The 16,940-nt window shown below is 60.5% G+C and carries 9 protein-coding genes; 5 read left to right on the plus strand and 4 right to left on the minus strand.

Going from position 1 to position 16,940, the window contains the following annotated elements:
* Positions 1 to 90 precede the first annotated feature (90 nt).
* The 4 genes from HMPREF9463_RS07115 (at position 91) to HMPREF9463_RS07130 (ending at position 10,853) form a co-directional block, all read left to right on the plus strand.
* A complete protein-coding gene (locus tag HMPREF9463_RS07115) occupies positions 91 to 2,787 on the plus strand; it encodes a valine--tRNA ligase (protein ID WP_035138056.1) in 2,697 nt (898 codons plus the stop codon).
* Between the two features lie 280 nt (positions 2,788 to 3,067).
* Positions 3,068 to 4,411: a bifunctional folylpolyglutamate synthase/dihydrofolate synthase gene (locus HMPREF9463_RS07120; protein WP_035138057.1), complete on the plus strand. Its 1,344-nt coding sequence runs from the start codon at positions 3,068 to 3,070 to the stop codon at positions 4,409 to 4,411.
* A gap of 499 nt (positions 4,412 to 4,910) precedes the next feature.
* Complete coding sequence (locus tag HMPREF9463_RS07125) at positions 4,911 to 5,828, plus strand: Ig-like domain-containing protein (protein ID WP_035138059.1); 918 nt, start codon at positions 4,911 to 4,913, stop codon at positions 5,826 to 5,828.
* A 75-nt stretch (positions 5,829 to 5,903) separates the two neighbouring features.
* Entirely contained in the window at positions 5,904 to 10,853 is a 4,950-nt protein-coding gene (locus tag HMPREF9463_RS07130; RefSeq protein WP_035138062.1) for an Ig-like domain-containing protein, read from the plus strand.
* A gap of 229 nt (positions 10,854 to 11,082) precedes the next feature.
* Here the strand turns inward: HMPREF9463_RS07130 and HMPREF9463_RS07135 are convergent, their stop codons facing one another.
* From HMPREF9463_RS07135 to HMPREF9463_RS07150, 4 genes are all read right to left on the minus strand, one after another.
* Complete coding sequence (locus tag HMPREF9463_RS07135) at positions 11,083 to 12,171, minus strand: M24 family metallopeptidase (RefSeq protein ID WP_035138064.1); 1,089 nt, start codon at positions 12,169 to 12,171, stop codon at positions 11,083 to 11,085.
* Positions 12,172 to 12,650: 479 nt separating this feature from the next.
* A complete protein-coding gene (locus HMPREF9463_RS07140) occupies positions 12,651 to 13,049 on the minus strand; it encodes a DUF1667 domain-containing protein (protein ID WP_035138066.1) in 399 nt (132 codons plus the stop codon).
* A 3-nt stretch (positions 13,050 to 13,052) separates the two neighbouring features.
* A complete protein-coding gene (locus HMPREF9463_RS07145) occupies positions 13,053 to 14,426 on the minus strand; it encodes an NAD(P)/FAD-dependent oxidoreductase (protein WP_052044142.1) in 1,374 nt (457 codons plus the stop codon).
* 1 nt (position 14,427) lies between these two features.
* A complete protein-coding gene (locus HMPREF9463_RS07150; protein ID WP_035138068.1) occupies positions 14,428 to 15,882 on the minus strand; it encodes an NAD(P)/FAD-dependent oxidoreductase in 1,455 nt (484 codons plus the stop codon).
* Positions 15,883 to 16,288: 406 nt separating this feature from the next.
* Here HMPREF9463_RS07150 and HMPREF9463_RS07155 point away from each other — a divergent pair, with 406 nt between their 5' ends.
* Entirely contained in the window at positions 16,289 to 16,720 is a 432-nt protein-coding gene (locus HMPREF9463_RS07155) for a double zinc ribbon domain-containing protein (RefSeq protein WP_035138069.1), read from the plus strand.
* The last annotated feature ends 220 nt before the right edge of the window (positions 16,721 to 16,940 follow it).

Genomic DNA, 16,940 nt, shown 5'->3' on the forward strand with positions numbered 1-16,940 from the left:
TCATATCAGACTGAAGTAATCGATACCTAAGGGGAGGAATGCAGGCCCTGGCGGGCCTACATTCCTCCCCGGCGGGACAGGGAGAGATATATGGAAGAAATGCCCAAGAACTACGATCCGTCGACAAACGAGCCGGCGATCCTGCAGAAGTGGCTCGACGGCGGCTACTACAAGCGCCGCGAGGGCGTGGGCGACTGCACCGTCACCATTCCGCCTCCCAACGTGACCGGCAAGCTCCACATGGGTCACGCCACCGACGACTCCATCCAGGACGCCATCATCCGTATGGCTCGCATGCGCGGCAAGTCTACGCGCTGGGTGCTCGGTACCGATCACGCCGGTATCGCCACGCAGACCAAGGTCGACAAGAAGCTGAAGAGCGAGGGCATCAGCCGCCTGGAGATCGGTCGCGACAAGTTTGTCGACGCCTGCTGGGACTGGACCCACGAGTATGGCGGCATCATCGTCGAGCAGATCAAGCGCATGGGCTGCTCCGTCGACTTCGACAACGAGCGCTTTACCATGGACGAGGACTACGCGCAGGCCGTGCGCAAGGTCTTCTGCGATTGGTACCACGACGGCCTGATCTACCGTGGCAAGCGTATCGTTAACTGGTGCCCCAACTGCACCACCGCCATCTCGGACGACGAGGCCGAATATAAGGACGAGAAGGGCCACCTGTGGCACCTGCGCTACCCGCTGACCGAGCCGGTCAACGGCCAGGACTACATCGTCGTCGCCACCACGCGCCCCGAGACCATGCTCGGCGACACGGGCGTCGCCGTCTCCCCGAAGGATCCCGAGAAGGCCGCCTTCGTGGGTAAGACCGTCAAGCTTCCCATCGTTGACCGCGAGATCCCCATCTTTGAGGATTGGCACGTCGATGCCAACTTTGGTTCCGGCTTCGTTAAGGTCACCCCGGCCCACGACCCCAACGACTACGCCATGGGCCAGGCCCACGACCTGCCGCAGATCAACATCTTCGACGAGCACGCGGTGGTCGTCGAGGGCTACGGCGAGTTCACCGGCTTGAATCGCGACGAGTGCCGCGAGGCCGTCATCAAGTGGTTTGAGGAGCATGACCTGCTCGACCACGTCGAGGACCTCGATCACTCCGTCATGCACTGCTACCGTTGCGACGCCGCGCTGGAGCCGTGGCTGTCCGAGCAGTGGTTCGTCGCCGTCGATAAGCTCAAGGGGCCGGCGCTCGACGCCGTCAACTCTGGCAAGGTCACCTTCCACCCCGCGCGCTGGACGCAGACCTACACCACCTGGATGGAGAACCTCAAGGACTGGTGCATCTCGCGCCAGCTTTGGTGGGGCCACCGTATCCCCGTGTTCTACTGCGAGGATTGCGGCTGGGAGGACGCCCTTACCGAGGACACCGACGTGTGCCCCAAGTGCGGCGGTCATCACGTGCATCAGGACGAGAACGTGTTGGACACCTGGTTCAGCTCTCAGCTGTGGACTTTCGCCACGCAGGGCTGGCCGCAAAAGCCGGAGCTGCTCGAGGGACATCACCCCACGACGGCGCTCGTCACCGCGCGCGACATCATCGCGCTGTGGGTTGCTCGCATGGTCATGAGCTCGCTGTACTTCCTGGACGAGGTGCCGTTTAAGGACGTCGTCATCTACCCGACGATCCTGGCCAAGGACGGCAGCCGCATGTCCAAGTCCAAGGGCAACGGCGTTGACCCCATGGACCTCATCGGTATGTACGGCGCCGACGCCATGCGCTTCAACCTGCTCACGCTGTGCACCAACAACCAGGATGTTAAGTTCGATGCGAACATCGATAAGAAGACTAAGAAGCTTATCAACAGCCCGCGTACCGACCAGGCTAAGTCGTTTGTGACCAAGATCTGGAACGCAAGTCGCTTCCTGCTTATGAACATGGAGGGCTACACGCCCGGCGAGCCCGTCGTGGAGACGCCGGCCGACGCCTGGATGTTCAGCCGCCTGGCAAAGGCCGTGAAGATGGTCACCGAGGGTATTGAGAACTACACCTTTGGCGATATGGCCCGCGGCGTGCAGCAGTTCTTCTGGAACGAGGTCTGCGACTGGTACGTCGAGGTCACTAAGGCTCGTCTGAAGGGCGAGGGCCGTCTGCAGGCTCAGCGCAACCTGATCTTTGTGCTCGACACCTCTATTCGCCTGATGCACCCGCTCATGCCGTTCGTCACCGAGGAGATCTGGGACAACATGCCGGCGAGCGTGCTCGACCTGGACGCCGAGGGCAACGTGGATCGCGCCGAGGCGCTCATGATCGCCAAGTGGCCCGAGCCCGCCGACTACGCCAAGTATGTCGATGAGCCTGCCGAGCGCGCGTTTGAGCTGTGCCGCGCCGTCGTTTCCGTCGCCCGCGCCACGCGTTCGCGTTATCGCTTGAGCCCCAAGGCCGAGCTCGACGTGGTCGTGCGCGCCGGTGCCGAGGACATCGAGAAGCTCGAGAGCCTGCGTTCGACCATTGAGCCGCTGGCGAACACCGCTTCGCTGGTCATGGGTACCGATGTCGAGAAGCCGGCCGCGAGCATCGCCGTGGTCGACAGCGGCGTCGAGGCCTTTGTGGTGCTCGAGGGCAAGGTTGACCTTTCGGCCGAGAAGGCACGTCTTGAGAAGGAGATCGCCGCGGCTCAGAAGGAGCTTGCCGGCTGCGAGAAGACGCTCGCGAACGAGGGCTTTGTGGCCAAGGCCGCGCCCGCGGTGGTGCAGAAGAAGAGGGACCGTGCAGCTGAGCTCAAGGAGATCCTGGCGGCGCTGACTGCTCAGGTTGCTGACTTCTCGTAGTTCTTACTGAGGGGCGCGTCCCGACGCTTTACTCGCTACTGCGGACAGTCCTGCGCAAGACGGACAGCACATTAAGTGCTGTCCTTTGCGTGCGGAACTTGTATCGAGCAAAGCGTCGGGCCGCTCCTAGTGCGGTTACGTGGTTGTTTGCAACTGGTAGGTTAGGGCCACTGGGTTGTGGCCTTGATTTCGCTGCAATCGGGTAAAGGCTGATATTGTCAACGCGAGGGGCTCATTCTTTTTGGTGGGCCTCTTTTTCTGTTATGGGGGACTTTGGGTTATGGCTAAGCGTTCTGGGTCGTATGTCGTTCCTTTCTCGTTTGAGTTGCTTTCGTTTGATGAGGCTGTTACTTTGGCTGCTGATACGGGGCGGATTTCTGGGGATGCTGGGCCTCTGCTCGAGACGGTTGTCGATATGCTCGATGAGCTGGGGCGTCCGGACGAGTATTTCGATTGCATTCAGGTCGCCGGCACCAATGGCAAGACTTCGACTACGCGTTTTTCGGCCGCCATCCTTCGCGGCGAGGGGTTCAAGACCGCGCTGTATACGTCGCCGCAGCTGGTGCGTTATCCCGAGCGCATGGAGGTTGACGGGCGCGTTGTGAGCGACGAGGCCTTTGCCCGTGGCGTTTCGGCGGCTGTCGAGGCGGGGCGTCGCGTGAATGCGCACCGTGTGGCGGCGGGGGAGCGCGCCTATTCCATCACGCCGTTTGACCTGCTGACGGCTGCTGCGCTTGTAGTGTTTGCCGAGGCTGCGGTGGATGTTGCCGTGCTCGAGGTTGGCATGGGCGGTCGTTGGGACGCCACGAGTGCGACCGATCCCGTCGCCGTGGCCATTACGGGCATTGGGCTCGATCACACACGTATTTTGGGCGATACGCTCGAGGCCATTGCGGGGGAGAAGGCTGCGGTCATTAAGCCCGGACGCCTGGTTGTGCTGGGCGAGGGCACGCATGAGGCGAGCGTTCAGCGCGTGATGGATGCCCGTTGTCGAGAGTGCGGCATTGTGCCGCTCGTGGTGAGTCATGCCACGACTAAGGTGCCGGTGCATGTGGGCGACACGGTTGAGTTTAGCTGCACCACGCCACGTGCGATCTATACGTCGAGCATGGTCAAGCCGGCCTATCAGCCGCAGAATGCCGCGTGCGCGATTATGCTTTGCGAGGGGTATCTGGGTCGCGAACTCGACCACGATGCGCTGGATGCATCGCTTATGGGTTGCCCCACACCGGGTCGCTTTGATGTGCTGGGAACCGATCCGCTCAAGCTGATCGACGCCTGCCATAACCCCCAGAGCTGCGAGAACTTTGTGAGCGCACTGGACGAGATCGATCCGTGTGTTGAAAATCGCCCCACGCTGCTGTGCGCCGCGCTGGCAGACAAGGACGTGGCGGGTATCGTTGACGTGCTGATCCCGGCTTTCCCGCGCGTGGTCGTGACGCAGACCGATTCCGATCGCGCCCTGCCGGCAGAGGAGCTCGCCGCCCTTGTTGATGCCGATAAGCTCGCGGGTGTATACCCCAGCGTTTCCGAGGCCCTCGCAGCTTTCAAGGCTGCGGGCGAGCCCTTCGTAGCAGCCGGCACCATCACCCTAGCCGGCGAAGTAGCCGGCCTGCTCCGCTAACCCATCCCCTCAGCAGTTGCGGTGAAATACGGACTGTTTTACAAGCCTGAAGCCTCAAACAGTCCGTATATCACCGCAACTCAAAAGCAGTCTATTTGAGACGGGGCTTTTTTAGCTGCCCTGTGCCCAGAGTTGACTCGCTTGCCACGAAATGGGGCTATCTACTACGTTTTGGCGACTACCCTCGACCACACGGAAAATCGTGAAATCAAAACCGCAGGTAGACGGCTTGCTGATTTTCAAAAAAGACCCGCATGGTCGACCCATGCGGGTTAAACGTAGTAGATAGGCCGTTTTCGTGGCGTAGTGTAATCGGAATGCGACAAAGGGACCGCCCCGTTGTCACATAGATACGTTGCCTGATTTCTCCCGTTTACGAAACCATTTATGCCGCTTAACCTGTGGCATATTGCAAACCTCCATTGGCGAAGGATACGCTCAAATTAACTTGCCAATCGGACCAGTGCTGTTTGGTCCGTTGAGCGTGTCGGGAGGAAACATGAACAGAAGGCATGTCAACGCGGCCATTACCGCGGGTCTGGCTCTGACGATGACGGTCGGCTCGGTGCCGCCGCAGGCATTCGCCGAGATGATGCAGGGTGATACCACCCAAGTCGTTGCCGAGCAAAGCGATGCGATGGGTGCGTCTGCCGCGTCTGCGGACACCGGCCAGGCAACCTCGGAAGACCAGAGTGAAGATAAGATTGCCTCTTTTGCCAGCCTGAACGAGCTGCATGTTGCCGAGGGATCCGACGCCACGCTGCCCCAAACTGTAACGGCAACCTACGAGAGCGGTACCACCAAGCAGGAAAACGTCACCTGGAAGCTGAACGGCGCCGATGCTCCGGCAACCTTGGCGCAGCTGCCTGCCGGTTCGTATGAGTTTGAGGGCGTTGTCGCTGGCACCACGCAGATAGTCAAGCAGCGCGTGGTCGTCGAAGCTGCTGCGGCAGACCCGGCAGTGGTAGATCCGGCGGCAGTAAACGCCCCCGATGCCACAGAGACGAGCAATGAAAGCGGCATTACCGTTGAGTCGATCGACGCTAACCCAATTCTAGAAAAATACGTCGGCTCCGATTACTACAGCCAATCTTCGAGCGTTAAGGTAAAGCTGTCGGATGGCACCGAGACCTCGGCGTATGTTGATTGGGACGAAAAGTCGCAGACGGCATTTGATACGGCGACGGAGGAATCCGAAATCCCCATCACCGGACAGATTACCGGCGTTAGCGTGAACAACAACTGGATCACGCTCGCGGAGCCGTACGAAGTGAGCGGTGTACTTAAGGTGTACGTTCCCCGTTCAACCAGTAATGGCTCATGGGTATGGACTGCAGCTGGTATTGCTCCCGCGCTTCCGTCCAGCATTTCGGTCAATTATTCAAATGGTCAATCTTATACATGCCCTGTTGAGTGAAATGAGATCTCGGCTGATCAGTACCAAAAGGAAGGAACCTTTGTTGTCGAGGGACATTTGAAGAGCTATCCCTCTATGCTCGCACAGTGCACGGTCGCAGTCCGCTCTGTTAAGAGCGTCCAGACCGAGTTGACGTGTACGACCCTAACTGGTGAGGTCCCGTCTCTGCCGTATTCTGCTTCGGTTGTCTTTGATAGCGGGGCCACCGAGCAGATCCCGGTGTCTTGGGATTCTTTCGATGCGTCGCTTTACTCTAAGGTGGGCTCGTTTACGGTTAAAGGTAAGCTAAACGGTTTTGATTACCGTGAGGTTACCTGCACCGTTACCGTCAAAGATCCTAAGGACGTACTCGATCTTAATTCTCTGAGGTTCGAGCGCGTGGTCGGCGACATTTCTCCTCTTAGCACGTATGTCTATTTCCCGTTTACGCAGTCAAATAACACTACATACACCCAAGGTTATCAGGTTAACTGGGACAACGCCGACGTGTCTCAATTCCAAAAGGCAGGCACCTATACGGTCACGGGCACGCTTGTGACATATAACGAATCTTCAGCCGCTAATGGCCTAAAGGTAACTGCTCAGGTCGAGGTCAAAGAAGTTGCCTCAATCGACGCTCTTGCTCCCGTTAACACGCCCGTCGGCGTACGTCCTACAACGGGCGGCGGTCTTCCCTACAGCGTTGAGGTTGCATTCACCGACGGTACAAAGAAGCAGTGCAACATTGCGTGGGACCCTATTTTGGACACGCAGGTGGCAAGTGAGGGGTCGTTTAAGCTTTCCGGTTCGCTGTCGTATTGGACCAATACCTCATCTTCATCGTCTACTCAGGTGGAGCTGGGTGACAGCAACCGAGTCACGGCGACCATCTCCGTCCGCGCCCTGCAGATGCCTTCCTCGACATCGACAAGCACGCTTATCGGTTGCCAGCCCAATATGCCGGGTTCAATCGAGGCCACGATGTGGAATGGCTCGCGAGGCAATTTCCCCGTTCAGTGGTCGACGATTAGTCAGGACGCCCTAAAGAACCTTGGCCAGATTACGGTTAGCGGATACTTTACCGGCTCTAACATTCCGGCTACGGCGACGGTCAACGTCTGCGATCTCGAGGACAGCAACATCGGCAAGATTGCTTATGTTCCCGGCGCCGGACTTCTGGCTCCGCGCTACACATCCACGCTGTATTTGTCGGATGGCAGCTCGTTCTATCCCCAGTATTCGTCGGGGCAGCCTTATAGCTGGGATGAGTTTCCTCAAGAACTGCTGGACGGCAAGCCTGGCGAGTACGAAATTACCGGTACTATCACTGGCTCGTTGGCAAAGATCCATGCGACAGCGGCGTGCGGCGAGGTCAAGGGCGTTAACAACTATAGCGATAACGGTGTGACGCTTGGGCAGTCGTACGAGGACTGGCGCGTTATCTACCCCGGTGAGGAAGTCAATCTGGACTACTTCTACGTGTCCGGCGTATTGCAGGATGGAACGACTTTTGACAGTCTCGGCGTCAACTGGGATACCTACGATAGGTGCCCCCAGAAGGACTGCACGATTACCGGAACGGTAGCCGGAACGAATATCCCCGTGAAGGTCCACGTCATCGTGACTAAAAACTGGGAGGCTCAGCCGCAAACCCTTACGGTGCTCAAGGGCAGCGACGGTACCGCTATGCTTCCCAGCTATGTCGATCTTGTCAGTCCTGATGCGGCAGAACATCCGGACTATTCGCACAAATACGCCGAGATCAAGTGGAACACGAAGGGTTTTGATTGGACTCAGGGCGGCGTGGTCCGCGGCACTGCAACAATTAGCTTTAGCACGGGGAACGGTATGCAGACGGTCGACGTTCCGATTACTGCCACCGTTAAGATCGCGAGCAAGGCGACCTCGGTTCAGGGCGGAACCATATGGACCATTCCCGGCACCAAGCCGATGCTGCCGGAATACCTTGAGGTTCGATACGATAACAATGTATCCTCTGAGCCCCAGCGCGAAAAGGTCACATGGGATCGTGTCGCCGCCGACGCTTATGACAAGGACGGTTCGTTCAAGGTGAAGGGCAAGCTCCAAGGTGGTGCCGAGGCGACGATCACTGTGGACGTATGCTCTGTCACCTCTATTGCCGTTCCTGAGCGCATTACCACGGCCAATGGCGTCGTTCCCGAGCTGCCGTGGAACGTCTCAGTTGTCACGAGTGACGGCAAAACTCATAATGCCCAGGTTCAATGGGATTACGTTCGTCCCTCGGTTTATACCGGAGAGCCGGGTCAGGTTACGACAGTGTCTGGCACGCTGTTTGCAAGCGGCCTCGACGGATACGGCGACGGCACCAACACCGGCCTCACTGTTCAGACCAAGATCGTTATCCAGGGCGTGGAGAAGGCGATCGATAATGGCGAGACCGCAGTGACCACCAAGGCGGGCACTGCGCCTGCTATGCCTTCCAAGATGGCGGTCGAGTTGAGTGACGGCTCCGTTTCGACGGCGGCTATTGATTGGGATCCGATCGCGCCTGAGAAGTACGAGCAGCCCGGCACGTTCTATGCGACGGGTCATGTGGTCGGCTTCGATGCCGCTGCCGTTATGGCGCTTGTGGACGACGAGGGCCAGAAGGTCGGCGTGGATGAGAACGGCAACGTGACCGCCAAGGTGACGGTTGCCGACAAGAAGGCGAAGAAGGTCGCGTTGCAGCCCGAGGCCGTCGTGGTCAACACCACGGTCGGATCGATGCTGGAGCTGCCAGATGCCGTGTCTGTATATTTCTCGGATGGCTCAGCGCGGGATACTCGGGGCAGTTTAGGCGGCATCGAGATCGAAAAGTGGACTGACACCGATGGCCTCGATTTTTCCAAGCCAGTCGCCAAGAAGGGTACGTACAGGCTCGTTGGCAAGCTCAAGGATGTCGACAACGTCAACGCCATCGTGTACGTCAACGTCTCCGAGGCGCCGCGAACCATCACCAAGCTGGAGGCCAAGTCGTTTAGCGTTGCCAAGGGCACGTCCAAGCAGGATCTGTACGCCCAGATGCCCAAGCAGGTTGTGGCGACTTACTCCGATGGGTCGACCGATTTGCTCGACATTGACGTGTGGGATCTTTCTAACGTCACGGACGAGCTGCTCAACGGAACCGGCACCGTGAAGATCACGGGTACGGTTAAGCTCAACGGCGCCAAGGTGACCTGCAATGTGACCGTGGTGGATCAGGATGCCCAGACGCCCGACCACGTCGAGCCGATCGATGTAATTGAGATTGCGGACAATGCCAAGGTCAGCGACCTTATGGAAAAACTGCCGTCCAAGGTGACGGTTGTCATGAAGGACGGCAAGACCAAGAACGAGACGCTCGTTAAGTGGTCTCAGGTCGACAGCCTGGGCCGTGCCGGTACCGAGTTTGAGGTCACGGGTCTAACGGACAACGGCATGACCGTAAAGGCTCAGGTCAAGGTAACCGCGCATATTGTCGACATCGATGTCGCTGAAGACATTGTGGTCGTGCGCGGCACCAAGGCGGACGACGTTTTGGCCAAGCTGCCCGCCACGGTCACGGCGATTTACTCGGATGATACCGAGTCCGATGTCGACGTGAAGTGGGACACCAAGGGTCTCTCCGACAAGGACTTTGCCAAGGAGGGCGAGGTCACGGTCAAGGGCAAGGTTGCCGGTACCGATCAAAGGGCAGAGTGCACGATTACGGTCGTGAAGAGCGATGCCGAGATTCCGGCGTCTGTTGAGCCTGTCGCGGGCGTTAGCGTTCCCGAGGGCGCATCGGCCGACGCCGTGCGTGATGCGCTCAAGGGCGTGAAGGCGACCGTTCGCATGAAGGACGGCAAGACGACGGCGGAGTCCGAGATCACATGGACTGAGGTTCCTGCCGCGGCCGACACGTACGGCAACAGCGTCGTTGCCAAGGGCGTGACGGTGAACGGCAACCTGCCCGTCGAGGTCATTGTTACCTCCACGACGACGATCAACAAGGTTGCCGAGGTGCCGCAGATCAAAGTTGAGCGCGATGCCAAGGCCGACACTGTGACGGGGCAGCTGCCCAAGAAGGTTGCCGTGACGTACTCCGATGGCCACACGGACGAGGCCGCGGTCACGTGGAATACGGATGGCCTGGACAAGCATCTTGCCACCGTTGGCGAGTACACGATCGAGGGCTCCGTCGAGGGCACGACGCTCAAAGCGACCTGCAAGCTTGTCGTCGAGACGCCGGCAAGCGAGATTCCCGTGAGGCCTGCGACGTTCGCTCCCGTTGAGGTGTTCGAGGCAAGCTCTGCCGCCGATGTGCTGAAGGCGCTGCCCAAGAAGGTCTCCGTGATGATGAAAGACGACAGCCAGGAAGACTACGATGTCGATTGGGAGAATGTCCCCGCACTGGATTGGGGTGCCGATGATGTGACCGTGGACGGTAAGGTTCGCGGTACGGATCTGACGGTCAGCTGCATGGTACGCGTTAAGCCGCGCCCGGCAGCCAAGGGGCTCGTTATCGTTGACCAAAACGGTAGGGCAACGACTTCCGAGACCGTGCTCAAGGTCGAGCGCGGCAAGGAAATTGACCTTGCTGCCGCGGCGAGCAATGCGGCCGATGGCGCGCTGCTGCGTGGTAACGTGACGTGGACCTCGTCCGACCCGACGATCGCTACGGTCGAGAACGGTAAGGTCAAGGCCCTAAAGAACGGTACCGTCGTCGTTACCGCGACGATGCCCGTTGACGGTGACGCCGCGGCGATTGCGACGCTTGCCGAGGATGACGCTGCGGAGACGCCGGCGCCTCAGCAGCTCACTGCTTTGGTGACCGTCGAGGTTGTTGAGCCTGTTGTTGTACAGGAACCGACAGGCGGCAAGGATAACGGTGCCAAGCCCGATGCCAAGGATCCTTCGGGCAAGAAGAATGGCAAGAAGGCCGCTAAGGGAAGCCTGGCCGAGACGGGCGATAACACTGCCGTGACCGTCGCAGCGCTTGGCGGAACCGGCCTGCTGGCGCTGATTGCCGCAGCGATTGAAAAGCTGCGCCATCGCGCGGAGTAAGGCTGCGAGCTTAGAGCCTTAGGGCTCTAGGACATAAGAAGGCCTCCCGGTTCTCGTCGGGGAATCGGGAGGCCTTTCGTTTGACTGCAGGGCAGCTAATTTGGGACGGGGCTTTTTGACTACCCTGGTCCCCTTGGCAGTTGCGGTGAAATAGGGACTATTTTATGGGCTAGAAGCCTTAAGCAGTCCGTATTTCACCGCAACTTAGTTTGGGGGGTTGGGGAACAGGCTAGTTTAGGCGGAGCGGATCGTGGGGGTAGGCGTTGAGAATCTCGACGCCGTTCTCGGTCACCAGGGCCAGGTCCTCGATGCGGACACCGGTGCGGCCGGGGAGGTAGATGCCCGGCTCGATGGAGAACGTCATGCCAGGCTCTACGACTTGCTCGTTGACAAGCGAGACGTCGCCCGGCTCGTGGTCCTGCAGACCGATCGAGTGTCCCAGGCGGTGCGTAAAGTACTGCCCATAGCCCGCATCCTCAATCACGTCGCGCGCGGCGCGGTCCAGGTCGCACATGCGCACACCCGGTGCGATGAGTGCCTCGGCGGCCTCGTTGGCACGGCGCACGATGTCGTAGATACGCGCCGTCCCCTCGTCCGGCTCGCCCCAAAAGAACGTGCGCGTCATGTCCGAGCAGTAGTTGCGACGACGCCCGCCAATGTCGAACAGCACCACGTCGCCGCGCTTGAGCAGGGTGTCGTCGGGCTCGTGGTGCGGGTCGCCGGCATTAGCGCCAAAGCTCACGATGGGCGGAAAGCTAAAGCCCTCGCAGCCGTGCTTGCGATACAGGCCGAGCGTCTGGTCGGCAATCTCGCGCTCCGTCACGCCTTCGTGGACGAGCTTGATAACATCGGCCATCACGGCATCGTTAGCGGTCGAGGACGCGCGCATAAGCTCCTGCTCGGCGGCATCCTTGTAGGTGCGTGCGGCGGTGACGGCAAAGTCACCCAGGAAAAACTCGCTGGCTGCGTGGCGCTCCATGAGCGGCATCAAAAAGCCAGAGCGCATGACGGTGTCGATGCCGAGTGGTTTGGTCGGATCGACTTCGCGAGCGATGGCATCGGCCACGACATCGTTGTCGGTGTGATAGGCGATGCGGGCATTGTCATACTCGGGCAGCTGATGCAGCGCGTTGACCAAGATCACGGGCTCGCTGCCGCGTGCGAGCAGCACGCCACAAAAACGCTCGAACATATCGGCATAAAAGCCGGTCAGGTAATAAATCGACCACGGGTCGTTTACGAGCAGCTGTGCGCCGGGGTGCTGAGCCTCGAGCGCATCGAGCACGCGCGCCACACGCTGTTCATCGACATGTGCCATACATCGTCCTTTCGTTAGGGTGCCACCATGGTATCCCAAGCCCGGCACATAGGGACGCTCCTTTTATGTCGGCACTTCGGGACACTCCTTGGCATGGCCAGCCTGGCAAGTGTGCAGGAAAAAGGAGTCATAAGAGGCCCGTTCCAAATGGGCTGGTTTCAAAAGTATGGCGGATTACGGGGCTGGACCTGTATTACTTGACCATGGGAAAAATCGCGAAATTAAAACTGCAGGTAGATGGCTTGTCAAAAATTGAAAATGGCCGGTATGGATGGGGGGTCTCCGAATCAGCCCCGTAATCCGGCATAGTTTTGAAATGGCACTAAAGTAGGCACAAGCTAAATACCGATTCCAAGGATAGTTGCGGTGGAATAGTTCCTGGATGCTGGGGTTTTGGCGGAAATCAGGAACTATTTCACCGCAACTGAGGAGGGCGGGGTGGATGGTGGAGTAGCTAAAAGTGCCCCGTCCCAAATTAGCTAGGCTGGGTCGATGTCCATGCTGGCGATTAGGTTGATGTTGGTGTTTAGGAGGTTCTCTAGCACGGCGTCGCCCATGCGGATGGGGGCTTTGACCACTAGTCCGCGGATGAGGGCCATGGCTTGGGCGTGGAGCGCCAGCGGGATGGCTTCGGCCGTGCGCACGGGCAGCAACGCCTCGTCGCCGCCGGAGACGGCAACGGTGGTGGTGAGCACGCGCATGGAGCAGGTGAGTTCCTGATGTGCGAACCTATTACCGCGCGGGCAACTGTTGCCGGTCACGGAGCGCACCTCTGCCACGGCGCCGTCTGCGTCGCGCTCCACCTCCACTGTCAAGAGGCACTCGGATGGGCAGGTGGTGCAGTTGAACTGCAGCGTCTCGGTTGCATTCGTGCTCATGAGCTATTCCTCTTCAACGGGATCGACGGACAGGACAATTTCGCTAGCACCTAGGTCGAGTGCGCGCTGAATCACCTTTGGCGGCAGCGGGAAGCTCTCCATGACGCTCGGTTTAAACGGGCGGACCTTGCCTGTAAGCAGTTCCTCGTCGCCCGCCAGAATGCGCACGCGGGCGGCGTTGACCGGTCGGCGGACGCGGAAGTTGAGTTTGGTGAGTGCCACAGCTGTAATGCGTCCCGGCAGCGCGTAGCCCGCGATGCCGGCAGGGGAGACCGAGAGCTCGCAGTCCGGAACGGCGCCCGCGCCGGTCCCCAGCGCGTACGCCGCCGCAGCCGCGCCGGCGCGCTCAGACTCGGCCGTCACGTTGTCGGCCAGGTCGTGCACGTGCAGTACGTTGCCGCAGGCAAAGATGCCCGGTACGCCCGTCTGCAGGCACTGGTCCACTACGGCGCCGCGCGTGCGCGGGTCAAGCTCCACGCCTGCGGCAACCGAAAGCTCGTTCTCGGGAATCAAGCCCACCGAAAGCAGTAGCGTGTCGCACGGAACAATGCGCTCGGTCCCCGGAATGGGCGCCAGGCGCTCGTCGACTTGACTCACCTCGACGGCCTCCACGCGATCGTGCCCAATCACGCGCGTAACCGTGGTGGACAGATGCAGCGGAATGCCAAAATCGTCCAGGCAATTCTTCACATTGCGGCGCAGGCCGTTGGCGTACGGCATGAGTTCGTACACGCCCTCGACCGAAATCCCCTCGAGCGTGCAGCGACGTGCCATGATCAGCCCGATATCGCCCGAACCCAAAATGACGGCGCGCGAGCCGGGTTTGAGGTTCTCGATATTGATGTATCGCTGCGCCAGACCCGCCGTAAACACGCCGGCGGGTCGGCTGCCGGGGATCTTGATCTCGCTGCGCGTGCGCTCGCGGCAACCCATGGCAAGGACGACCGCGCGCCCGGTGAGCTGCAGCATACCGGAGGGATTCATAAGCGTGACGGTATGGACTGCGGCGGTTCCCGCACCTTCGTCCACGCTCGACGCGCCCGTGTCCTCGCCCGAATCAATCCCAATCACCATGCTGTCCAGGAACAGCGCAATGTCGGTCGCGCGCACCTGGTCGATAAAGCGCTGTGCGTACTCGGGGCCGGTGAGCTCCTGCTTAAAGTGCGATAGGCCAAAGCCGGGGTGGATGCACTGGCGGAGGATTCCGCCCAGGTGCTGCTCGCGCTCCACGATGGCCACGCGCGCTCCGGCCTTATGAGCGGCCAGCGCGGCCGCCATGCCGGCAGGTCCGCCGCCGATAACGACCACGTCGAAGGCTTGCGTTTGAACGGCTTCGACGACGTTGCAATCAATCGCGCTCGATTTGAATTCCGCCATTCTAGCGCACCCCCTTCAGCGGTCCCTCAACCAACCAAGATCCGGCATCTTCCAGCAGCACCTCGCTGGGGTCGCAGCCCAGCTCGCGCGCCAGGATCGCAACCACGCGGCTCTGGCAAAAGCCGCTTTGGCACCGACCCATGCCGGCGCGGCAGCGTCGCTTGACGCCCTCGACCGAAACTGCGCCCGGCTGGCGCCGAATCGCGGCCACAATCTCGGCCTCGGGCACCGTCTCGCAGCGGCAGACGATCTGCCCCCATGCAGGGTCGGACTCGATGAGCTCTTCTTTGCGCGTAAGCGGCGCGCGGTCAAAGTCGTCCGGCGCGCGGCGAATTGGGTTCCAGTCCGCCCGCTCGTGCAGCTCCACGCCCGTCTCGCGCATCACAAGCTCCATGCGCTCGGCAATTGCCGGCGCGCTCGCCACGCCCGGCGACTGAATGCCCGCTGCCTGGAACAGCCCTGGCACCACGGCCGACTGTCCAATAAAGAAGTCGTTCGTTCCCTGAATGACCGGGCGCCCGCCGGCAAATGCGCGCACCACGTGGCGCGTGTCCAGATCGGGCACCAGTTTGCGCGCGCCGGTCAGCAGCGCGTTCACATCGCTCGCATAGGTCTGCGTGTCGCCCGGCTCGCGCACGGCAGCCGTGGCGGTGATCACGGTGTTGCCATGCACGGTGCCCGTGACGATAACGCCTTTCGACACCGGCGTCGGCACGGGGTAGAGCGGCATGAGCGTGCGCGGCTCCTTGTCCAGCACCACGATGTTGCCCTGACGCCAGACCATCTGGAACTCCTCGGCGCCCGCCATATGCGAGATGTCCGCGGCGCCGTTGCCCGCGGCATTGATCAGGTAGCGGCAGCGCACATCGCCGACGGGCGTCGCCAGCGTAAAGCGCGCGTCGTCGCCCGAGCCCGCGACTTCAATCGCTTCCACCGGCGCGGACCGCATGAACCTCACCCCGTTGTCCACGGCGTTCTCCAGCGCGGCGATGGCAACCTCAAACGGGTCAACGTAACCGGTCGAAGGGCACCATAGCGCGCACGCGGCCTGGGCGCTTGCGCGCGGTTCCAGCTCGTGGATGCGCTCGGGGCCAATGATCGCCAGCTGGGGAACGCCGTTCGCCAGGCCATTCTGGCGCAGCTTCTCCAGGTGTGCGCGGTCCTCGTCGTTAAACCCCAGCACCATCGACCCGGTTCGGCAGAACAGAAAGCCCAGCTCTTGGGCCCAGGTACCATACAGCTCACAGCCACGGGCATTGACCTGTGCCTTTACGGTTCCCGGCGCCGGATCGTAACCGGCATGCACTAGGCCGCCGTTGGCCTTCGACGCGCCCAGCGCGATGTCGTTGGCCGCCTCGACCACGCAAATGGACAGGTCAAACCGCGCGAGCTGCCGCGCGATGGCGCATCCGGTGATGCCCGCGCCGACAATCGCGATATCAAACGTTTCTGTCACAGTGCCTCCCAGACGAGTTGACAGGCCGTCAATAAGACTATCCTACGGTCCGCACACCCCCAGTGCGGCGGCAATGCGGCGAACAGCCCCGCAACACCCGCCAACGGCAGACGAGGGGAGACCCGGCAACGTCGACAACCTCGTCTGCCGGCTACTACGGCAACCGTTCGTCTCGATCTGTAACAGTTAGACGAGGATTTGGGTCCCAGATGTTACAGATTGAGACATTTGCCATGCGGGTCCTCCGTTTGTCTCGTTCTGTAACATCTAGACCCGTATTCCGCTCCCACCTGTTACAGATTGAGATGTTTGTGTCCGCGCCAGCCCCGTACCCAGCCGTAGTCCCATATAAACAAACCCCGTGGTAAACTTGACCATACTGTAAATATTCCGAAAGGTACCCGTAATGTCCAAGTACATCTCCGAGCTCATGTCGCCGCAGCTTATGGGCGTCGTCTATGCCTTCGTTGGCTTTATTATCGCCCTGTATGTGCTGTCGGTCGTCTATGTGTTCATCGACGCTCGCCGCCGCGGCGCCAGCGCCTACGTGGCATGGGGCATCATCGCCCTCATCCCGTTTGTGGGCCTCATCGCCTACCTGGTCCTGCGCCCGCATTCCTACGCGGCCGACCGCGAGGAGCAGGAGCTGGACATGGCCCTGCGCGAGCGCCAGCTTGCCCAGTACGGCACCTGCCCGCAGTGCGGCGCTCCCATCGAGAAGGACTTCGTTGTCTGCCCGGTGTGCGATACCCAGGTTCGCAACGTGTGCCCCAGCTGCCATCGCCCGCTCGATGCGCACTGGAAGGTCTGTCCCTACTGCCGAACTCGCATCCAGTAACGCATCCATCGCCGGGCCGGCCGCAAGCCGCGGGCGCCGCGCGTCCCGCGCAAGCCACACGTGCAACCCGCCCCACACGATGAAGCATGCGTAGAAAATCGCCCGCCGTGCCATTAAGGTGCGGCGGGCGCTTGTATACCAAGGCAACCTGCCTATAATGATGCAAGTCAAAAACGCCGAGCGCATCGCACGCACTTGCATCAGGCATCCGAGAGGAGAA

The sequence above is a fragment of the Collinsella sp. 4_8_47FAA genome (genome assembly GCF_000763055.1).
Classification (GTDB): Bacteria; Actinomycetota; Coriobacteriia; order Coriobacteriales; family Coriobacteriaceae; genus Collinsella.